We start from the raw sequence: 20239 nt of genomic DNA, 5'->3' as shown, positions 1-20239 counted from the left end.
ATGACCACACAAATTTCTACGCAGTATGGCAATGAGATCGTCGCGGCGCTGATTGGCGTGATTGTCAGCAATCGCGAGTATCTCAGTGAAATAGATGGTGCGATTGGCGACGGCGATCACGGCATTAATATGTCAAAAGGCTTCACCTTATGTGGTGAGGCCATCAAGGGCCAAAAACTGACGTTGGCGCAGGCTTTTGACGCGGTCGCGGACGCATTGATGGAAGGGATTGGTGGATCGATGGGGCCGCTGTATGGCAGCCTGTTCATGGGCATGGCCGACAGCGTGCGTGATAAAATGGCGCTGGATAAACAGGTTTTTCTGGCCATGTTGCGCAATGGGCTCACTGAACTGCAGGACATCAGCAGCGCTGGCGTAGGCGACAAGTGCCTGATGGATACGCTGATCCCTGCTATCGAAGGGTTTGAGCAGGCGGTTCGGCGTGGCGATAGCTTCAGTGAGTCGCTGGAGCAGTTGAAACGGGCTGCCGTTGCCGGGCGTGATTCAACCCGCGATCTGGTTGCCAAGATTGGTCGCGCGAGCCGATTGGGGGAACGTTCGCGCGGCGTGCTGGATGCCGGTGCGGTATCCTGTTGTCTACTTTTATGCCAACTGGCTGATGCGGTGGAACAACGCTTGAATACCGTTGCCGCCTGAACAGGTTATACTAGCGGGCAATGCGATAAGATGGGTTCGGCATGCTGAACCCATCTTCTATTGAAAAAGACCAATCTGCCGTGGGGAAACGTGTAACGGATGGAAAAAAAAACAGGATCCCAGGATAACGAACTGCTGACTGAAATTGCCGTGGCGTATTATCAGGATGAAATCACTCAGGAAGAGATTGCAAAAAAGTTCGGTATTTCGCGGATTAAGGTCGGGCGTTTACTCAAGCGGGCCAAAGAAGAAGGCATTGTTGAGATCACCGTCCGCTATCATCCGGTATTCAGTACCCGGCTGGAGCAGCAAATGCTGGAGCGTTTCTCCCTCAGCCGTGCATTAATCGCGCTGGATCATCAGGATGAGGAAGAACAGCGGCGTCAGGTAGCAGCATTGGTTTCCGGTTATCTGGCCATGTCCCTGAAAGACGATATGGTGCTGGCGGTTGGCCAAGGGCGTAACGTGGCCGCGATCGCCGATCATGTGGGCAGCGTGGCCCCCAAAAATTGTAAGTTTATCTGTGGCATTGGGGGAACACATCGCCCCGGTGACGCCATCAATGCTGACCACATCAGCCGCCGTCTGGCGAAGAAGTTTGGTGGTAGCAGCGAGACGCTGTATGCCCCGGCATATGTAGAAAACCGGGCGCTGAAAGAAGCGTTTATGCAAAACGGCACCATCAAGGAAACCCTGGATCGGGCGCGCAAGGCCGATGTGGCCCTGGTGGGCATCGGTGATATGAATGAAAACAGCTATATGGTCAAGCTTGGCTGGTTTACTCCCCACGAGATCATTGATGCCAGTCTGAATCAGGGGGTGATCGGTGATATCGCCGGTTATGACTTTTTCAACGCGCAGGGGATGCATGTAGATACGGTGATGAACGATCGCGTCATTGGCCTGAGTATTGATGAGCTGCGGAAAATCCCTTGTGTGATCGCCATTGCTTCTGAGAATACCAAAGCGTTGGCTATTCTGGGCGCGCTGCGTACCGGGGCGATCGATATCATCGCGACTAGCGCCCTCAATATCCGCACCATTCTTAATATGTCACAGTAATCGCTGTGGTAAAAAAGGGTTTAACTGCGTCAGGTTGAGCCCTTTGCCATTTCCCCTCTCACTCACATACACCTACGAACCTTCGTGGTAAACGGTTGACGCAGGCATAATAAAACTGCTGCTTTTCTGTTCGTTTAACTTCCTTTTAACTTTTATTTACGAATTTTACCCAAGGTTATGGCACGCTTCAAAGTTTGTGACGATTCTCTCACTATACTGGTTCAGCGATAAAGCCTTACCTCAACATAAAAGAAGAAAGCAAAGGAACCCATAATGGACGAACAGCTCAAACAGAGTGCCCTTGATTTCCATCAGTTTCCGGTCCCAGGGAAGATCCAGGTATCGCCGACTAAACCGCTAGCGACACAGCGCGATCTGGCCTTGGCCTATTCGCCGGGTGTGGCTGCCCCCTGCCTGGAAATTGCCGCCGATCCGCTGGCCGCTTATAAATATACCGCCAAGGGTAACCTGGTGGCGGTGATCTCCAACGGCACCGCGGTGCTGGGATTGGGGAATATCGGGGCGCTAGCCGGTAAACCGGTCATGGAAGGTAAAGGGGTTCTGTTTAAGAAGTTTTCCGGTATTGACGTGTTCGATATCGAAGTCGATGAACTCGATCCTGACAAGCTGATTGACGTGATCGCCGCGCTGGAACCGACCTTCGGCGGCATTAACCTGGAAGATATCAAAGCGCCCGAGTGCTTCTATATTGAGAAGAAACTGCGTGAGCGCATGAAGATCCCGGTGTTCCATGACGATCAGCACGGCACGGCGATTATTACCACCGCTGCGGTGCTCAACGGCCTGCGGGTGGTGAAGAAAAATATCTCCGACGTACGCCTGGTGGTATCGGGAGCCGGTGCGGCCTCCATTGCCTGTTTGAACCTGCTGGTCGCGTTGGGTCTGAGCAAGCAGAATATCACCGTTTGCGACTCCAAAGGCGTGATCTATCAGGGCCGCGATGCCAAGATGGAAGAAACCAAGGCGGCGTATGCCATTGCGGATAACGGCCAGCGTACGCTAGGGGATGCCATTCCCAATGCCGATATTTTCCTGGGTTGCTCCGGCCCTGGCGTGCTGACGCAGGACATGGTGAAAACCATGGCCAGAGATCCGCTGATCATGGCGCTGGCTAACCCGGAACCGGAAATTCTGCCGCCGTTGGCGAAAGCGGTGCGCCCAGATGCGATCATCTGTACCGGCCGTTCTGATTACCCCAATCAGGTGAACAACGTGCTGTGCTTCCCGTTCATCTTCCGTGGCGCGCTGGATGTGGGGGCCACGACCATCAACGAAGAGATGAAGCTGGCCTGCGTGCACGCCATTGCCGATCTGGCGCTGGCAGAGCAGAGCGACGTGGTGGCTTCGGCGTATGGCGATCAGGACCTTTCCTTTGGCCCGGAATACATCATTCCCAAACCGTTCGATCCGCGCCTGATTGTCAAAATCGCCCCGGCGGTAGCCAAGGCAGCCATGGATTCTGGCGTGGCGATGCGCCCGATCGAAGACTTCGATGCCTACGTGGAGAAACTGACCGAGTTCGTTTACAAAACCAACCTGTTTATGAAGCCGATCTTCTCCCAGGCGAAGAAAGAAGTGAAACGCGTGGTAATGGCCGAAGGTGAAGAAGAGCGCGTCCTGCATGCTACCCAAGAGCTGGTATCGCAGGGGCTGGCTTACCCGATCCTGGTGGGTCGCCCAAGCGTGATTGAAATGCGCCTGAAGAAACTTGGCCTGCAGCTGACGCCGGGTAAAGACTTTGAAGTGGTGAATAACGAGTCCGATCCGCGTTTCAATGAATACTGGGGTGAGTATTACCAGATCATGAAGCGCCGTGGCGTCTCCCAGGAGCAGGCTCGCCGTGCGGTGATCGGTAACCCAACGCTGATTGCTGCCATCATGCTGCACCGTGGGGAAGCCGACGCCATGATCTGTGGCACCATCGGCAGCTACCACGAGCATTATGACGTGGTGGAAAAGGTATTCGGGTTCCGTGAAGGGGTACATGTGGCAGGAGCAATGAACGCCTTACTGCTGCCGAGCGGTAACACCTTCATCGCCGATACCTACGTCAACGATGATCCAACGCCGGAACAGCTGGCGGAAATCACCCTGATGGCGGCAGACACGGTACGGCGCTTCGGGATTGAACCGAAGGTGGCGTTGTTGTCCCACTCCAGCTTTGGTTCTTCCAACTGCCCGTCGGCGAGCAAAATGCGTAAAACGCTGGAGCTGGTCAATCAGATGGCACCAGGATTGGAGATCGACGGTGAGATGCACGGTGACGCCGCGCTGGTAGAAAGTATCCGCCACGATTTGATGCCGGACAGCCCGCTGAAAGGCTCGGCCAACATCCTGATCATGCCAAGTATGGAAGCGGCGCGGATCAGCTACAACCTGCTGCGTGTCTCCTCTTCCGAAGGGGTGACGGTAGGGCCGGTATTGATGGGCGTGTCCAAGCCGGTACATATCCTGACGCCGATCGCTTCGGTGCGCCGTATCGTCAACATGGTGGCATTGGCCGTAGTGGAAGCACAAACCCAACCGCTGTAATAGCGTGAAAGTGACCCCCTGCGGCTTCGGCCACAGGGGGTTTTTTTATGCGTGGCAGAGTTCGGCAATCGCCTGAATGTCGGCAGGCGTGGTTCGGCAGCAGCCGCCAATCAAGCGGGCACCGGCATGCTGCCAATCGGCCAACTGATTGATCAGATGCTGCTGGTGGTTACCGCAACTGTGCCAGGTTTTGCTCACCGCGTCGTAGTGTTCGCCGGAGTTAGGGTAAACCAGTAACGGTTTATTGCTCAGCGCGGCAAGCTGCTGCAACGCCGGCGTGACGTTTTCCAACGCGATACAATTGACGCCTACTGCCAGTACCTGCGGGTTATCGTTAAGCTCAGCCATGACGACGGCCAGTGGTGTACCATCGCTTAGATGTTGGCTATCGCGCAGAGTGAAAGAGAACCACCCACCCAGCGCTGGGAATTCCTCCAGCAGCGCCAGCAGGGCCTGTAATTCGGCGAACGAAGGCAGCGTTTCACATGCCAGGAGATCCACTCCAGCATTGGCCAGAGCAGTGATACGCGGACGATGGAACGCGATCATCTCTGCTTGCGGCAGATGGTAGTCGCCACGGTATTCAGAGCCGTCCGCCAGATAGGCACCATAAGGGCCGACCGAACCGGCCACCAGCAAAGGCAATCGTTGTGGGTGCTGGGCCAGATAATCGGCGCGCGCCTGCTGCGCCAGGTGGACGCTTTGGGCGATCAGTGCCAACGATTGCGGCTCATCCAGACCCCGGCGTAAAAAACCTTGGGGCGTGGCCTGATAGCTGGCGGTAATAGCGCACTGTGCTCCTGCTTTGAAGTAATCCAGATGCACCTGATAAATCAGCTCCGGGTTTTCAATCAGCACCTTTGCCGACCATAGCGGATCGGTGAGATCGCAACCTCGGGCCTCCAGTTCGGTGGCCATTGCCCCGTCCAAAATCAACGTGCGGTTATCGGCCAGCAAGGCGGCCAGAGGGTTGTTAACCGACATGTTCTTCTCCGGTGTTCAGTAGATTTTTCTGCCCGGAACGCCGGGTCAGGTAATAGGCCAGATAGCAGATCGCCACAAACGGCAGGCCGCAATATAGCGCTACGCGTTGCTCTGGGTCGAATGCCAGACCGATACAGGCCAATAAACACAGCGCAAAGCCGACAATAGGCGTCAGCGGATAGCCTGGTGCTCGGTATTTCAGCCCTTCAATCGGTTGACCGCTGCGCAGGTAGCGGCGGCGAAAAACGTAGTGGGCGGCACAGATGCTCAGCCAGACGGCAACGACCGCAAAGCCGGAAATGGCAGACAGTGCCACAAACACCGTATCGGGCGCGATCACGCTGGTCAACAGGGCCAGCACGCCGCCGAGCATGCTGAACGTCAATGCATTCATCGGGATCCCGCGCGCATTCACCCGTGAAAAATAGGCAGGCAGGGTGCGCTGATTGGCCAGCGACCACAGCATGCGTCCCGAGGCATACAGCCCGGAGTTGGCGGCCGAGAGAATGGCGGTCAGGATCACGAAGTTGAAAATATCGGCGGCATAAGGCACTCCAATGCGTTCAAAGACCAGGACAAACGGACTTTTCACAATCCCGGCCTGCTCCATAGGGATCAACGCTGCCAGGATAAATACCGTTCCGATAAAGAATACCATCAGGCGGATCACCGTGGTGCGGATGGCCCAGGGCACCACTTTTTCCGGATTTTCGGTTTCGCCCGCCGCAATGCCGATCAGCTCAGTACCGGAGAAGGCGAAATTGACCGCAACCATGGTCATCAGGATCGGTAACGTTCCATTGGGCAGCCAACCCGATGAGGTCAGGTTACTCAGGAAGGGCGCTGGCGTGCCGTCTTTCATCGGGATCAGGCCAAACATGGCCGCACCGCCCAGCACGATGAATGCCAGAATAGTGATCACCTTGATCAGCGAGAACCAGAATTCACTTTCGGCAAAGAAGCGGGTGGTAATGACGTTGAGCAGAAAAATGGCCAGACAGAAAATCAGACACCACAACCAGACCGGTGATTGTGGAAACCAGTATTGCATACAGAAACCGGCGGCGGTCAGGCTGGAGCCCAACGCAACGGTCCAGGTCAGCCAATACAGCCAGGCAACGGTATAGCCGGTTGCCGGGCCAAGATAGCGTGCCGCATAGACGTGAAATGCGCCGGTTTCCGGCATGGCAACGGCAAGTTCCCCCAGACACAGCATGACCAGATAGACCACGACAGCGCCAATCAAGTAGGCCAGCAGGGTGCCTAGTGCACCGGTCGTGGAGATGATATAGCCGGTGTTGAAAAACAGACCGGTACCGATCACGCCGCCCAGCGACAGCATCACCAAATGCCGGGCTTTCATGGTGCGTTTGAATTGCCCTTCAGCGGCAGGTTGCATAACAATCTATCCATATGGACGTCTAAATGGCTATCAGTTATACCGGTTCCATTACGCGAAATCAACGTAACTCAAAACAAGGTAACGAAAAAACAGCTGTCAGCCACCAGTTGCTGCCAATTTCTATATGCAAATGATAATTATTCTCTATAATGTCGCCACTTTTGTGTAAGGAAAGACGACATGAAATTTCTGATAGTGTTTGCAACGCTGGTGCTTACAGCCTGTAGCCAGGGGCCTGTCTCCCCCCCGAAAAGCGACATTACCACGCTAGGCAAGATTGTTGATTTACGCAGTGGCGAGACGTTGACGCCGCAGCAGTTACTGACGCGCCTGGCAGAACAGCCACGGGTGATCGTGGGTGAAAAACACGACAATCCTTATCACCACCAGATCGAACTGTGGCTGGTAGAGCAATTACCGCAACAGCGGCCACAGGGCAGCGTGCTGATGGAGATGATCACGCCCAGCCAGCAAGGCAAAGTGGATGAAGTAAAACAATGGCTGCAAACCGAACCGACGGTGCGTGATAGCCGCGTAGCTGAACTGACCGCCTGGCAAGCCAGTTGGAAGTGGTCACTGTATGGCGAGGTGGTAATGGCGGCGATGCGCGCACCTTATCCTCTGTTGTCTGCCAACCTCGATCGCAGCGAAATCATGGCGTTTTATCAACGGCCCGAATTCCCCAAAGGCCAGCTTTCGGTGCGGCCAGAAGTCCAGCAGGCGCTCGCTGCCACCATCCGTGATTCCCATGACGGCAAAATTGATGCGGTGCAGCTGCATGCCATGCTGGCTATTCAGCAGCAACGCGATCGCCGTATGGCCGAAAGTTTACTGGCTGCACCCACCCCGGCACTGCTGATGGTGGGCGGTTATCACGCCTCCAGAACGGTCGGTGTGCCACTGCACATCCAGGATCTGCAGCCCGGTGCCAAATTTACGGTGCTGATGTTGGCAGAGCAGGGCGTGGCCATCGATCGGCCTATGGCGGATTACCTTTGGGTCACGCCAACCGCAAAATGATTACGTCAAGATAGCGAAAAGATCTGTCATTAACATTTGCAAATGATTATTATTAGCAAATGTGATCTGCAATCATTCGCGATTAGGTAATCTACTATCCCTATGTTTAGTCAGCCTTATGGCCCTCAGGCGGCAACTCTGCCGCAGCCGCGCTGGGGGCGTGGTTTACTGTATGCGCTAGGCATTCATCTGGCGCTGGTATGGCTGTTTTACTGGCCGCAAACTTCGCTGCCGCCGGTGCTGATGCCACCACCGGCGATCATGCTCAGTTGGGCGGCGCAGATCGAAGCGCCAAGCCAGCCCAAGCCGTTGCCGCTGGGGTTGCAGCAACAGGCGGATAGTTCGGCGGCACAGCCTGTGCAACAGCAGAGGGAGCCAGAGATGCCCGAACTGGCACGTGCCGAAGCGGCAAAAATTGTGGTGGCCGAGCGCAGTAAAAATGCGCATAAGCAACAGCGTAAAGCACCGCCAAAGCCGCCAACGCCTATGGAGAAAGAGCAAGACGTCACGCATTCCGCAGCGGCCAGCACGGCGGCACCCAAGGCGCAAAACCTGGCACAGCGGGTGGCGGCACCGTTAAACAGCGATTCTACCACGCAGGCACAGGCCAAGCTTTCCTGGGAGAGTCAGGTTAAAGGGATGCTCAACCGCGTGAAGCGTTATCCGGCAGACGCCAAACGGCGTCAGCGTTCGGGGGCACCGGTGGTGAGTTTCGTGGTGGATGCTCAGGGGCGAGTGGCCAATGTCGTACTGAAAACGCCCTCAGCTACCGCGTCGTTAGATCGTGAAGCGCTGGCGGTGATATTGCGTGCGCAGCCGTTACCTACGCCACCGGCGGAGATGCTACGCCAAGGCAAGGTTGCCGTGACCATGGCAGTAGATTTTAACCTGGCGCTGTTGTAAGCCAGCCAAAACGTATTTACCCATCAGGCTTTATCTCTTGTTGTGCGCAACAGGAGAGGGGCAAGCTATGCTCAAATTATCGTGAGGGGTTATGACATTACCTGTTCAATCGGCTCGCTGCTGCAGGCCTTTGGTGACTTATTTACTGATTTTTATGGGGTTATTAATCTTTACCACCAAGGCGGCCGTACAGCCGCCCCAGGCTGAAATTATTCCGCATAAATTAACCGCCCAGGGCGAAACGCGAATCGATAATTATTATTGGCTGCGCGATGATGGCCGCCAGAATAAACAGGTGTTGGCTTATCTGACGGCGGAAAACCGTTATACCGAACAGGTGATGCAGCCATATCAGACGCTGCGCGAGCGCTTGTATCACGAGATGCTGGGCCGCATGAGTCCGGAAGATCGCTCGGTTCCCTATCAGCTCAACGGCTACCGCTATCAAGAACGCATTGATGCGGGTAAAGAGTTTGCCGTCTACCAGCGGCAGGCCGTGGCAGATGGCTCCGCCTGGCAGACGCTGCTGGATGGCAATCAGCGTGCCCAAGGCCAAGATTATTACCGCGTGGGGGGATTGGCAGTCAGTGAAGATAACCGCCGCCTGGCCGTCGCGGAGGATACTCAAGGACGCAGGCAATACCGCATTTCCCTGCGCGATCTGGCTAGCGGCGCTTGGGCCAAAGAGGTGATTGAAAACACCTCGGGCAATATGGTGTGGGCCAACGACGGCAACAGCTTGTTCTACGTGCGCAATCATCCCCAAACGCTGTCACCCTATCAGGTCTATCGCCATCAATTCGGTACGCCGGTGGCTGCCGATAAGTTGGTATATCAGGAAAACGATGGGGCCTTTTACCTGAGCCTGGATCGCTCCTCTTCGCGGGATTACGTGATTGTCACCATCAGCGGGAATACCACTTCCGAAGTGCGCCTGATCGACGCCAACCGGCAGCAAACTCCGGTGCAACTCTTTGCCCCGCGTCAGGCCGGGCGCGAATATTATCTCGACCATTATCGCGGTGAGTTTTATCTGCGTTCCAATCATCAAAGCCCGCACTTTGGTTTGTACCAGACGGCATCCGCGAACCTGCCTTGGAAGCCGCTGATCGGTCCTCAGGAAAACAGTGAGTTGGAAAGTTTTGCCCTGTTTCGTGACTGGCTGGTGGTGAAAGAGCGCAGCGAAGGCTTGGTGCATTTACGGCAGATTGCCTGGCAAGGGGGCGAGCAACGCAGCATTCCGTTTGATGATGCCAGCTATATGGCCTGGCTGGGCTACAACCCGGACCCGGAAAGTGACCGCCTGCGCTATGGCTATTCGGCCATGACCACGCCAACCAGCACCTATGAATGGGATCTCAACAGCGGTAAACGCGAGTTGCTGAAACGGCAGGAGGTGAAGGGCGTAGAACCAGGCTTGTATCACAGTGAGCGCTTGTGGATCACCGCCCGCGACGGGGTAAAGGTGCCGGTCTCGCTGGTATACAACAGTGCCAAATTCAAACCAGGCAAAAGTCCGCTGGTGGTGTACGGCTATGGTGCCTACGGCATGAGCATGGACCCGGCGTTCAGCGCCAACCGCATTAGCCTGTTGGATCGCGGTTTCGTCTATGCGCTCATCCACGTACGCGGCGGCGGTGAGCTTGGTCAAAACTGGTATCAGCAGGGAAAATTGGCGAACAAGCCAAACACCTTCAATGACTTTATCGATGCCACTCAGGCGCTGATCGATAAGGGATACGGGCAGCCGGGGCGCGTTTACGCGATGGGAGGCAGTGCCGGAGGCTTGCTGGTAGGGGCGGTGATCAATCAGGCTCCCCGCCTATACAACGCTGTGGTGGCACAGGTGCCTTTTGTCGATGTGCTGACAACGATGCTGGATGACAGCATTCCGTTGACCGTCGGCGAATACGAAGAGTGGGGCAATCCCAATCAGCCGCAGCCCTATGCGCTGATCAAGTCCTACAGTCCGTACGATAATGTGCGCGCGCAGCACTACCCGAATCTGTTGGTCACCAGCGGGCTCTATGATTCACAGGTACAGTATTGGGAACCCGCCAAATGGGTGGCGAAACTGCGCCAATTCCAGCAGGGGGATGCGGTGTTATTGCTGTCCACGGATATGTCGGCGGGCCACGGGGGGAAATCGGGCCGCTTGAGTCGGTTGGAAAATAGCGCACTGGAATACAGCTTTATTTTAGCAATGGACGCAAAAACACAAAAATAAGGATCTTGGCCGCGCGGCTTAATGGCTGCGCGGCAGATAATAACCATAATTAATTTCCGCCTTCCTAGCGGTATTTTCTGCTGAGCATTGATCACTCACTGATTTTGATAGCAATACTTTAGGGGATATATGAAATTTAAACTGCTTATTGGTGCGGTTGGCACCGGTATGGTTTTGGCTGGCCCGCTGTTGGCTGCAGAAAATAAAGGCCAGGCGGTATTCAGCCCGCTGAACGTTTCGGCGGCGGCTAATAACAGCGAACAGGAGGCATTGGAAAAGCCTGGGGCATTCAGTTCGCGCGATGAAAATAAAAATCTACAGTCGATAGATAATATCCTGCGCAGCATGCCCGGCACTTTTACTCAAATCGATCCCAGCCAGGGGGCGGTCAGCGTCAATATCCGTGGGATGAGCGGTTTTGGCCGGGTAAATACCATGGTTGATGGCATTACCCAGAGCTATTTTGGCACCTCGACCTCTGGCGTGATGTCCCATGGTTCCACCAACAATCAATCCGGCGTGCTGATCGATCCGAATTTTATTGTTGGGGTCGATGTGGCGCGTGGTGAGAACAGCGGCGCATCTGGGGTGAACGCATTGGCGGGCAGCGCCAACTTCCGCACTATCGGCGTGGATGATGTGGTGTTTGCCGATAATCCGTTTGGCGTGCGCACCAAGTTCTCCGTGGGCAGTAACGGCATTGGCCGCAGCGGTATGATCGCCGTTGGGGCCAAAGGGGCGGCGTTCACCGATAGCGGCAGTTTGGGCGTGATGGCTGCCATTAGCGGCAGCTCCATCTATTCCAACTTTAACAACGGCGACGGCGTGAGCAGTGAGGACTTCGGCTACGACGAGTTTATGAAGCAAAACCCCAAATCGCAGCTGTTCAAGGTGGATATCAAGCCCAACGAATATCACAGCATTGAATTATCTGCCCGGACTTACCAGAATAAATTCTCGCGTCGCGATATCGACAGCAACGATTTTTATCTCAAATATCACTATGCGCCATTTTCCGAGCTGGTGGATCTGAATATGACCGCCAGCCACAGCAAGGGTAATCAGAAGTATGACAGCGATTCACTGTTCACTTTCTTTAATACCAATGCGGAAAACCGCTCCGACGCGCTGGATATCAATAATACCAGCCGTTTCAGCCTGTGGCAGACCGACGTAGCGTTCACCTACGGCGGTAAACTGATGCGCAACCAGTACGACAAGCACGTTGAATCACAGATTGAGGATCCGCAGACGGCGCATGAGGCGATCGAGAACAACACCTTTGCCCCGTCGGGTGACCAGCGTATCGCCAGCCTGTACACCGGTTTGCAACTCAACCGTGATATCTACCAGCTCGATCTCAATCTCAATTATGCCAACAACAAGCTCACCGGCTTTAAACCGGCCTGTGATTTGCGGGTGGAGTGTTTTCCGCAGGGCAGTGCCAATATCGATCTGAAGGAGCACGGATTTAACCCGTCAGTGATGCTGTCTGCACAGGTCACACCTTGGCTGCAACCTTTTGCCAGCTACAGCAAATCGATGCGTGCCCCCAACATCCAAGAGGTGTTTTTCTCTAATTGCGGCGGCGCTTCGATGAACCCGTTCCTGAAAGGCGAACGTTCAGAAACCTGGCAAGCGGGCTTTAACCTCAGCGGCAACGATCTGCTGTTCAAGCAGGACACACTGCGCTTTAAGGCGGTGGTTTACACCAGCAAAATCAAAAACTATATCTTCAGCGAGTCTTACATGGTGTGCCGAAATGGCCGTAAGTGTAGTTTGGGTGAGAACTTGCAGAATGACTGGAGCGATGCCAGCGAAGCGTTCTCGGATAACATGTATATCTACGTCAACTCCCTGACGCCGGTGCGTACCCACGGGGTGGAGCTGGAAGCCAACTATGATGCTGGCCGCGGTTTTGCCCGTGCCTCATTTAGCAAGCAGCACACCGACCAGCCTACCTCTATCGCCAGTAGTTACTTTGGCGCAGGAGATATCAACGAACTGCCGGATATGTACTTCACGCTGGATAGCGGGTTACGTTTCTTTGACGAAGCGTTGACCGTGGGGAGCATCATCAAGTATACCGGCAAGGCTCGCCGCCTTTCTCCAGACTATGAAACCAGTGAGCAAACCGGGAAGCTGATGAAACAGGAGATGCCAAATATTCCCACCGTTATCGATCTGTACAGCACCTATCAGATCAACCGTAATGTTTTGCTGAAATTCAGCGTGCAAAACGTGATGGATAAAAGCTATTCCGACGCGCTTAACAAGCTGAATATGCTGCCGATCCAGGGAGATGAGGCAACTGCGGCCAACACCGCCCGCGGGCGGACTTATCTGTTTGGCGGCGAGGTACGCTTCTAAGCTGGTGGAGGTTCCTCTCACACTAGCTCACCTTTACAGTGTGAGGGGGCTGAAAGTGCCACAAATTAACGCCCAGCTTCGAGAGGTGGGACGTGCTCCAAATTAGCTCTCGTTGCTGATTCCAACACTGAATCAGCAACGGGCTATCTCTTGTTTTGAAGTTATGAGTAGCAGTCTTTGCGAGTCAGATTCAGGATCAATGAGGCCATAAGGTGTAAAGAGGGGAGCTTGTGGTAGGTTTTTTTATGTTAAGTCCAGGATGACCAACATGAAAAAGACCACCCTCACTTTGCATGATGCATTATTCAAACAGTTTCTTACCCACCCAGACACGGCTCGAGACTTTCTGGAATCGCATTTGCCTCCAGACTTGCTGCAACTTTGCGACCTGGATACGTTAAAACTGGAATCCGGTAGTTTTATCGAAGACGACCTGCGTGCGTATTACTCTGACGTGCTTTACTCGCTGAGCACCGGTCAGGGTGAAGGTTACGTCTATGCCCTTATTGAGCACCAAAGTGTTCCCGACAAACATATGGCATTTCGGCTAGTACGCTATGCGATCGCTGCTATGCAACGCCATCTTCAGGCCGGGCATGATCAACTTCCATTAGTGATCCCAATCCTCTTTTACCACGGCCTGACAACCCCTTATCCTTATTCCCTGAGCTGGCTGGAAGGATTCACTGAACCCGATTCGGCCAGGCAACTTTATACGGGGCATTTTCCGCTGGTTGACGTTACCGTTATCCCAGACGATGAGATCATGAAACATCGCCGCATGGCCATTCTGGAACTGTTGCAAAAGCACGTACGCCAGCGAGACCTGGCTGAACTGCTAGAACAACTAGTCACATTATTGTTGGCCGGATACACTACTAAAGAGCAGCTCATATCGTTGGTGAACTATATGCTGCAGGTGGGGAAAGCAACCGAACCGGAGAAACTGCTGCGTGAATTGGCCAGACGTGCGCCGCGGCATGAGGAGGAATTGATGACTATTGCAGAATATCTCGAGCAAAAAGGTTTTGAGAAAGGCCTTGAGAAAGAGCGGGAAACCGTGCTGAAAATAGCGAGCTCCATGCTGGCCGAAGGCTTTGATCGTGCGATGGTGATGAAATTGACCGGTCTTTCCGCAGATGATTTGGCAGTGATCCACCGCTAACACGAGCGGCAGGTTGAATGGCATGGTAGTACCGTTCCTACTTAACCTGTCCGCCCGCCCGCTTGTGGTTAATTACCTTCAGCCCGTTTCGCTTGCTGCAGCCACTTGTCCAGCTCATTGGCAAACTGCTGTCTATCGCGCTGGTTGAGGGTGTTCGGCCCCCCGGTCTGGATCCCGCTGGAGCGCAGGGTATCCATAAAATCACGCATGTTCAGGCGTTCACGTATGGTGTCTGGCGTATAACGCTCACCGCGAGGATTCAGGGCGATAGCGCCTTTTTCTATCACTTCGGCGGCCAGCGGGATATCCGCGGTGATCACCAGATCGCCTTTTTCACAGCGGCGCACAATTTCGTTATCCGCCACGTCAAATCCTGCAGCAACCTGCAAGGTGCGGATAAATTTCGAAGGGGGCGTGCGCAAAGGCTGATTAGCCACCAGGGTGACAGGCATTGCCGCACGGTCTGCGGCACGGAACAGCACTTCTTTGATCACGTTTGGACAGGCGTCGGCATCGACCCAAATCTGCATTATTGTTGCTCCTGTAGCCAGTCGCGCACCGGCAGAAAGTCACGGTATAGCGCGGCTTCCGGGCTGTCGGTTGCGGGCTGGAAGTTATATTCCCAACGCACCAAAGGCGGCATCGACATCAGGATCGATTCGGTGCGGCCACCGGTTTGCAGGCCGAACAGCGTACCGCGATCCCACACCAGATTAAACTCGACATAGCGGCCACGGCGATAGAGCTGAAACTGGCGTTGGTGGTCGCCCCAAGGCAGTGCTTTACGTCTTTCCACAATCGGCAGATAGGCCTCCAGGAAGCCTTCACCTACCGCCTGGGTAAACGCGAAGCAGCTTTCGAAATCCGGGGCATTCAGATCGTCAAAGAATAAGCCGCCGATACCGCGGGCTTCGTTACGGTGTTTGATAAAGAAATAGTCATCGCACCACTTTTTGTATTTTGGGTACACATCGTCGCCGAAGGGGGCGCAGAGTTGTTGCGCGGTGCGGTGCCAGTGAACAGCGTCCTCGGTAAAACCATAGAAGGGCGTTAGGTCAAAGCCGCCGCCAAACCACCAAACCGGCTCTTCGCAGGGTTTTTCCGCGATAAAGAAGCGCACGTTGGCATGGCTGGTCGGTATATAGGGGCTGAGCGGATGGATCACCAGCGAAACGCCCATCGCCTGAAAGCTGCGCCCGGCCAGCTCGGGGCGATGCGCAGTAGCAGAGGCGGGCAGTGTGGCACCGGAAACGTGGGAAAAGTTTACTCCGGCCTGTTCGAATACCGCACCGTTAGTCAGCACCCGGCTACGGCCACCGCCGCCTTCTTCACGCGTCCAGCGATCTTCCTTAAAACCGGCGCCGCCATCGGCCTGGGCCAACTGCTCACAAATCTGGTCTTGCAACGCCAGCAGGAAGGATTTTACTGCGGCAATGGTGGGTAAACTCATACGGGATATTCGCAATGGGTAACTGAACAGGGCGGCAAGTATACCTTCTCGCCCCGTATTTTGCAGGTCTAGCGCGGCTTGCGTTGGTGAACGTCGTAATATTGGAAGAAATTGATCACGCCGTCGGCGATGGCGCGGGCAATTTTTTCGCGAAAGGCGGTGGTACCTAACAGGCGCTCCTCACCGGGATTGGTGATAAACGAGGTTTCTACCAGCACCGAAGGAATAGAAGGGGACTTTAATACGGCAAACGCCGCCTGTTCGGTGCTTTCGCTATGCAGGCGGTGAACCGGGCGGATCTGGCCCAGCACGTGGCGGCCCAGGGTCAGGCTGTTGTTGATGGTGTCGGTTTGCACCAGATCGAACAACACCTGCTGTAGATAGTTGTCCTGATTTTTGTATTTGCCCCCCGCAACGTCATCGGCGGCGTTTTCCTTATTGGAGAGATAGCGCGCCATCGCGCTGCTGGCTCCGCGATTGGAAAGGGCAAACACCGAAGCACCGGCGGCATCCGGGCTGGTAAATCCATCGGCATGGATCGAGATAAACAGATCGGCCTGGTGCTGGTGGGCGATCTCCACGCGCTGGAACAGCGGGATAAACTCATCCTCCTCACGTGTCAGGCGGGCTTCAACGTGCTCGTGCTCATGCAAAAAACGCCGCACATGGTTGGCAATTTCCAGCACCACGTGTTTTTCCTGTGAGCCTTCATGCCCTACTGCACCGGAGTCAATACCGCCGTGGCCGGGATCGATCATCACTACTCTTTTGCTCCCAGTGGCTTTGGGTAGCGGTTTGCTGTGCGGTTTTGGTTGCAGCATATTGGCCTGGGTGGCTGAGGTTTTGCCCCCGAGCAGGGCCAGAGCCAGGCCGGAGAGCAGCAGTTGGCGGCGGGTTGATGAAGCGGTGAGGGGGCTGAAATTGAGGTAGGTTTTGCTCTGTTTCTTCATCACGCGCGGCTCCAACTCGATCAATCTATTTCGCGACGTTATAGCGTATTGAACCTCATTAATCGACTTGATAACTATTGCCATTTATTACCTGGCAAAACGCTGCAGCTTGAAAGACTGTGGGTATCAGTTAATAATTACGCAATAATCAGAAAAAAGTGCAATTAACAGTAGCGAGCAACGATGGAAATTCGCGTATTTCGGCAAGACGACTTTGAAGAAGTCATCACCCTGTGGGAGCGTTGCGACCTGTTACGGCCATGGAACGATCCCGAGATGGATATTGAACGCAAACTGAACCACGATCCGGATCTGTTTTTAGTGGCGGAAGTGGGCGGTGAGGTGGTTGGCTCGGTGATGGGCGGTTACGACGGCCACCGTGGTTCGGCGTATTACCTGGGCGTTCACCCAGACTATCGCGGGCGCGGCATTGCCAATGCGTTGATTAGTCGGCTGGAGAAAAAGCTGATTGCGCGCGGCTGCCCGAAAATTCAGCTGATGGTGCGTGAAGACAACGACACCGTGATCGAAATGTATGAAAAGCTCGGCTACGAAATTCAGGCGATCACCAGTCTGGGGAAACGCCTGATCGAAGATCAAGAATATTGATCGTCAGGGCGGTGGTTGCCACCGCCCCAAGCCCTGGTTTAAGGCAGTTTTTTGATGTTTTTCACATCGACTTCCACGTTGTTCCAGTCCTTATCCACTTTCCCTTCCAACTGTACCTTGTCTTTTGGGGTGATGGTCTGGCCGTTCCAGCGCTTTCTGTCGATCTCTACCGTCAGCGTACCGGTGGCGTCGCGGAAGGTGTAGGTGTCATCACCCACGCGCTGTTCGATATTGCCCTGCAACATCACCCAGGTATCATCGCTCAACGATTTGACCTTATCTACCGTGGTCAGCGTGGCGCTAGGGCCGGAGAAACCACCTTGCGGGCTGGTTTGCGTTTGAGCCGGTGTCGCGTTGGGGTCGATGAACCCGCCCTGTTGAGCTAGAACCGGTGCGCTGCATAATGCGATGAGTGTAAGTAAAGCGATCTTTTTCATCTGGATTTTCCTTATCAGTGGTCTGAATGATTTCCCGTTAGCGGGACATGACCTGATTAAACCATAAGGATCTTAAGAGGTTCTTAAGCTGCAGATTGAAAATGGTGGCCAGCGTCGCCATTTGCAAGGGTAATCATAACATCGGCAAGGAAAAGTCTTTGAAGGCGTCAACACACCGGTTTTCACCGGACGATTACGATCAGCACGGTATGTTACGGTTGCCGCTGTGGTTTTGGGGCGTACTGATCATACAGGCCCGTACCTGGCTACTGTTTGTGATGGCGGGTACCTCACGCGATCAGGGCGCTGGCTTGTTACAACTGTTCTATCCAGATACTCAGCGCTTTTGGTACGGTATTGCGCTTGGGCTGCCTGCGGCGCTGGCCTTTTTGATTGCTGGCCGCCGCCAGCATTGGCCCCGTCTATGGCGTTGTTGGCGTTGGGTACTGGTAGTGTCGCTGGCGGCAGCGCTGCTCGGATCGCTTTATAGCCTATGGCAGCAAGACAGCAATGAACCTCCGCTGGATCTCCTACTGGTGCTGTTGGATGTGCTGGCGATGGGGTATCTGTTAATGAATCGGCGCTTGAAAGCCTGTTTTATCCCGCAGGATGAGGCGGGTTAATTGTTAAAAGTTGCGGCACTTTTCCCAATTTACGTACTCCAAGCTGGCAATTGATGGCGCAGCCCCAGCGGTTATGAGAGGCTGCATATCGCCGATGTCTTTGATGTTAAGGAGCTATGAATGAATATTCGCCCACTGTTGTTAGGGCTACCGCTGTTGTTGACCGGCTGTTCGGCCATGTCAAACTTCTCCTGGTCCAGCCTGTCGCCGTTCAACTGGTTTGGCGGCAGCGTAGAGGTTAGCGCCAAAGGCGTCGGTGATGTGGGTGCGGGTACTCCCATGACGGAGGCGGAGATTGGCAAGGGCCTGAATAACAACTACCGCATGCGTGGTGGGATGGCGACCAACCAAGGGCAGATCGTTTCCTACTTCCAGGCATTGGACGGCGATGACGTTAAGCTGGTGATCACCGGAGAACCTAAAGGCCACGTGCAGCGCGTTGACGTAATGGACGCCAAGATCGCCACCGAATGGGGCAGCAAGCTGGGTACGCCGTTTAGCGAACTGTTCAGCAAGGCCTATGGTGCCTGTAAACCGGCCGACGGCGAGGATATTGGCAAGGTCGAGTGCGTGGCGCAGCAAAGCCGCAATGTCAGCTATATCTTCAGTGGCAAATGGGCTGGCCCACAGGATCTGATCCCACCGGACGATACTCTGCAAAACTGGACGGTGAGTAAGATCGTCTGGCATGCCAAAGCACAATAATTCTTATTGCGGGCGCACCTTGCGGTGTGCCTGCCTCGCTTGGCGTTAAATCCCTATTTTCTTTGCGTTCGGGCAAGGCAATCAGCCTGCTGTGCGTTATGATATTGCGCGTTTATAACAGGGTAACCTGTTACCCGATTCAGGTCTTGAGGAAATCAACATGACACAGGTTCAGAGCGGCATCCTGCTGGAACACTGCCGTTTTGGTATTTTTATGGAAGCTATGGTGCAGGGCGAATTCGTCGATCTGCGCCAGGGTTGCAAACAGTTCTGTCAGGCGCTCGGTGAGTTGCAGCAACAGTTTCCAGATGCCCACTTGGGTGCGGTTATCGCTTTTGGCTCCGACGTTTGGCATGACCTTTCCAATGGCCAGGGAGCCAAAGAACTGAAGCCTTTCGCACCGCTGGGCAAGGGGCTGGCACCGGCCACCCAACGCGATATGCTGATCCATATTCAATCGCTGCGTCATGACGTTAACTTTACCCTGGCGCAGGCCGCACTGGCCGCGTTTGGTAACACCATTCGTATTGAAGAAGAAACGCACGGTTTCCGCTGGGTAGAAGAGCGCGATCTGAGCGGCTTTATCGACGGTACCGAAAATCCACAGGGTGAACAACGCCCGGAAGTCGCGGTGATTGGTGCTGGCGAAGAAGACGAAGGTGGCAGCTACGTGCTGGTTCAGCGTTACGAGCACAACCTGCGCCAGTGGCAGCGTTTCACCACCGAACAGCAGGAACAGATCATTGGCCGTACCAAACAAGACAGTGAAGAACTGCCGCCGGATCAACGGCCAGATACCTCGCACGTCAGCCGTGTCGATCTGAAAGAGGACGGCAAAGGGCTGAAAATTTTGCGCCAGAGCCTGCCTTATGGCACCGCCAGCGGCAAACATGGCCTGTATTTCATCGCCTATTGTGCGCGCCTGCACAACATCGAACAGCAGCTGTTAAGCATGTTCGGCGAGCTGGACGGCAAACACGACGCGATGCTGCGTTTCAGCCGTGCGGTGACCGGCAGCTACTACTTCGCACCTTCGTTGACGCGTCTGTTGTCACTTTGAGGCGTCTCCTGGGGCCAGTTCCTCTGGCTCCGGGCTTTCCTTCCCTCTGCGGTGAACCGCTC

At 54.7% G+C, this 20239-nt stretch carries 18 protein-coding genes; 12 read left to right on the top strand and 6 right to left on the bottom strand.

The annotated features are described in order from the left end of the window. The 3 genes from dhaL (at position 1) to maeB (ending at position 4272) form a co-directional block, all read left to right on the top strand. On the top strand, positions 1-657 hold the full coding sequence (gene dhaL, locus KGP16_RS18985) for a dihydroxyacetone kinase subunit DhaL (RefSeq protein WP_059201461.1): 657 nt from the start codon (positions 1-3) through the stop codon (positions 655-657). A 99-nt stretch (positions 658-756) separates the two neighbouring features. After that, positions 757-1719 (top strand): sugar-binding transcriptional regulator, encoded by a 963-nt coding sequence (locus tag KGP16_RS18980; protein ID WP_021178715.1) that lies wholly within the window; start codon positions 757-759, stop codon positions 1717-1719. A 273-nt stretch (positions 1720-1992) separates the two neighbouring features. Further along, positions 1993-4272 carry an NADP-dependent oxaloacetate-decarboxylating malate dehydrogenase gene (gene maeB / locus KGP16_RS18975; protein ID WP_021807083.1) on the top strand — a complete coding sequence of 760 codons (2280 nt, stop codon included), beginning with the start codon at positions 1993-1995 and terminating at the stop codon, positions 4270-4272. Positions 4273-4317: 45 nt separating this feature from the next. Here maeB and mmuM read toward each other — a convergent pair whose 3' ends face one another. Together mmuM and mmuP are read right to left on the bottom strand one after the other, a co-directional pair. Then, a complete protein-coding gene (gene mmuM, locus KGP16_RS18970) occupies positions 4318-5256 on the bottom strand; it encodes a homocysteine S-methyltransferase (protein ID WP_223498177.1) in 939 nt (312 codons plus the stop codon). Next, positions 5246-6655, bottom strand: coding sequence for an S-methylmethionine permease (mmuP, locus tag KGP16_RS18965; RefSeq protein ID WP_021807081.1), 1410 nt, complete (start codon positions 6653-6655; stop codon positions 5246-5248). Before mmuP ends, mmuM begins: the two co-directional genes overlap by 11 nt. Positions 6656-6838: 183 nt before the next feature. Between mmuP and KGP16_RS18960 the strand changes: the two genes are divergently transcribed. From KGP16_RS18960 to KGP16_RS18940, 5 genes are all read left to right on the top strand, one after another. Beyond that, complete coding sequence (locus KGP16_RS18960; protein WP_059201459.1) at positions 6839-7678, top strand: ChaN family lipoprotein; 840 nt, start codon at positions 6839-6841, stop codon at positions 7676-7678. A 102-nt stretch (positions 7679-7780) separates the two neighbouring features. Continuing rightward, entirely contained in the window at positions 7781-8581 is an 801-nt protein-coding gene (locus KGP16_RS18955; protein WP_223500197.1) for an energy transducer TonB, read from the top strand. Between the two features lie 154 nt (positions 8582-8735). Next, positions 8736-10808, top strand: coding sequence for a S9 family peptidase (locus tag KGP16_RS18950; RefSeq protein ID WP_223501550.1), 2073 nt, complete (start codon positions 8736-8738; stop codon positions 10806-10808). Between the two features lie 129 nt (positions 10809-10937). Beyond that, the gene (locus tag KGP16_RS18945; RefSeq protein WP_223500195.1) at positions 10938-13178 is read left to right on the top strand and encodes a TonB-dependent receptor domain-containing protein; all 2241 of its coding nucleotides are present in this window, start codon (positions 10938-10940) and stop codon (positions 13176-13178) included. 268 nt (positions 13179-13446) lie between these two features. Further along, positions 13447-14343, top strand: a complete 897-nt coding sequence (locus tag KGP16_RS18940) for an Rpn family recombination-promoting nuclease/putative transposase (RefSeq protein ID WP_021807076.1) — start codon at positions 13447-13449, stop codon at positions 14341-14343. A gap of 68 nt (positions 14344-14411) precedes the next feature. Here KGP16_RS18940 and KGP16_RS18935 read toward each other — a convergent pair whose 3' ends face one another. The 3 genes from KGP16_RS18935 to amiA form a co-directional block, all read right to left on the bottom strand. Further along, positions 14412-14873: a YaiI/YqxD family protein gene (locus KGP16_RS18935; protein ID WP_021807075.1), complete on the bottom strand. Its 462-nt coding sequence runs from the start codon at positions 14871-14873 to the stop codon at positions 14412-14414. Continuing rightward, positions 14873-15793, bottom strand: a complete 921-nt coding sequence (gene hemF, locus KGP16_RS18930) for an oxygen-dependent coproporphyrinogen oxidase (protein ID WP_223500193.1) — start codon at positions 15791-15793, stop codon at positions 14873-14875. The genes KGP16_RS18935 and hemF overlap by 1 nt, the downstream gene beginning before the upstream one ends. 68 nt (positions 15794-15861) lie before the next feature. Further along, positions 15862-16743 (bottom strand): N-acetylmuramoyl-L-alanine amidase AmiA, encoded by an 882-nt coding sequence (amiA, locus tag KGP16_RS18925; RefSeq protein ID WP_021807073.1) that lies wholly within the window; start codon positions 16741-16743, stop codon positions 15862-15864. 183 nt (positions 16744-16926) lie between these two features. Between amiA and KGP16_RS18920 the strand changes: the two genes are divergently transcribed. Then, positions 16927-17352, top strand: a complete 426-nt coding sequence (locus KGP16_RS18920; RefSeq protein WP_021807072.1) for a GNAT family acetyltransferase — start codon at positions 16927-16929, stop codon at positions 17350-17352. A 38-nt stretch (positions 17353-17390) separates the two neighbouring features. Here the strand turns inward: KGP16_RS18920 and KGP16_RS18915 are convergent, their stop codons facing one another. Next, positions 17391-17789: a YgiW/YdeI family stress tolerance OB fold protein gene (locus KGP16_RS18915; RefSeq protein WP_021178705.1), complete on the bottom strand. Its 399-nt coding sequence runs from the start codon at positions 17787-17789 to the stop codon at positions 17391-17393. Between the two features lie 158 nt (positions 17790-17947). Between KGP16_RS18915 and KGP16_RS18910 the strand changes: the two genes are divergently transcribed. The 3 genes from KGP16_RS18910 (at position 17948) to KGP16_RS18900 (ending at position 20177) form a co-directional block, all read left to right on the top strand. Then, entirely contained in the window at positions 17948-18412 is a 465-nt protein-coding gene (locus KGP16_RS18910) for a DUF2919 domain-containing protein (protein WP_021807071.1), read from the top strand. 120 nt (positions 18413-18532) lie between these two features. Then, positions 18533-19117 (top strand): RpoE-regulated lipoprotein, encoded by a 585-nt coding sequence (locus tag KGP16_RS18905; protein WP_223500192.1) that lies wholly within the window; start codon positions 18533-18535, stop codon positions 19115-19117. Between the two features lie 160 nt (positions 19118-19277). Continuing rightward, positions 19278-20177 carry a Dyp-type peroxidase gene (locus KGP16_RS18900; protein ID WP_021807069.1) on the top strand — a complete coding sequence of 300 codons (900 nt, stop codon included), beginning with the start codon at positions 19278-19280 and terminating at the stop codon, positions 20175-20177. Positions 20178-20239: the final 62 nt, after the last annotated feature.

This window comes from Serratia sp. JSRIV006 (genome assembly GCF_019968685.1).
GTDB classification, from domain to species: Bacteria; Pseudomonadota; Gammaproteobacteria; order Enterobacterales; family Enterobacteriaceae; genus Chania; species Chania fonticola_B.
The sequence above is the reverse complement of the archived record's forward strand: the minus strand, read 5'-3'. Positions and strand labels throughout refer to the sequence as shown.

Bases quoted from the DNA above. Each gene is read 5' to 3' on its own strand.
- mmuM (WP_223498177.1), bottom strand. From the start codon at position 5,256: ATGTCGGTTAACAACCCTCTGGCCGCCTTGCTGGCCGATAACCGCACG.
- KGP16_RS18935 (WP_021807075.1), bottom strand. From the start codon at position 14,873: ATGCAGATTTGGGTCGATGCCGACGCCTGTCCAAACGTGATCAAAGAA.
- KGP16_RS18920 (WP_021807072.1), top strand. From the start codon at position 16,927: ATGGAAATTCGCGTATTTCGGCAAGACGACTTTGAAGAAGTCATCACC.
- mmuP (WP_021807081.1), bottom strand. From the start codon at position 6,655: ATGCAACCTGCCGCTGAAGGGCAATTCAAACGCACCATGAAAGCCCGG.
- KGP16_RS18960 (WP_059201459.1), top strand. From the start codon at position 6,839: ATGAAATTTCTGATAGTGTTTGCAACGCTGGTGCTTACAGCCTGTAGC.
- maeB (WP_021807083.1), top strand. From the start codon at position 1,993: ATGGACGAACAGCTCAAACAGAGTGCCCTTGATTTCCATCAGTTTCCG.
- KGP16_RS18980 (WP_021178715.1), top strand. From the start codon at position 757: ATGGAAAAAAAAACAGGATCCCAGGATAACGAACTGCTGACTGAAATT.
- KGP16_RS18915 (WP_021178705.1), bottom strand. From the start codon at position 17,789: ATGAAAAAGATCGCTTTACTTACACTCATCGCATTATGCAGCGCACCG.
- KGP16_RS18945 (WP_223500195.1), top strand. From the start codon at position 10,938: ATGAAATTTAAACTGCTTATTGGTGCGGTTGGCACCGGTATGGTTTTG.
- KGP16_RS18940 (WP_021807076.1), top strand. From the start codon at position 13,447: ATGAAAAAGACCACCCTCACTTTGCATGATGCATTATTCAAACAGTTT.
- amiA (WP_021807073.1), bottom strand. From the start codon at position 16,743: ATGAAGAAACAGAGCAAAACCTACCTCAATTTCAGCCCCCTCACCGCT.
- hemF (WP_223500193.1), bottom strand. From the start codon at position 15,793: ATGAGTTTACCCACCATTGCCGCAGTAAAATCCTTCCTGCTGGCGTTG.
- KGP16_RS18955 (WP_223500197.1), top strand. From the start codon at position 7,781: ATGTTTAGTCAGCCTTATGGCCCTCAGGCGGCAACTCTGCCGCAGCCG.
- dhaL (WP_059201461.1), top strand. From the start codon at position 1: ATGACCACACAAATTTCTACGCAGTATGGCAATGAGATCGTCGCGGCG.
- KGP16_RS18905 (WP_223500192.1), top strand. From the start codon at position 18,533: ATGAATATTCGCCCACTGTTGTTAGGGCTACCGCTGTTGTTGACCGGC.
- KGP16_RS18900 (WP_021807069.1), top strand. From the start codon at position 19,278: ATGACACAGGTTCAGAGCGGCATCCTGCTGGAACACTGCCGTTTTGGT.
- KGP16_RS18950 (WP_223501550.1), top strand. From the start codon at position 8,736: ATGGGGTTATTAATCTTTACCACCAAGGCGGCCGTACAGCCGCCCCAG.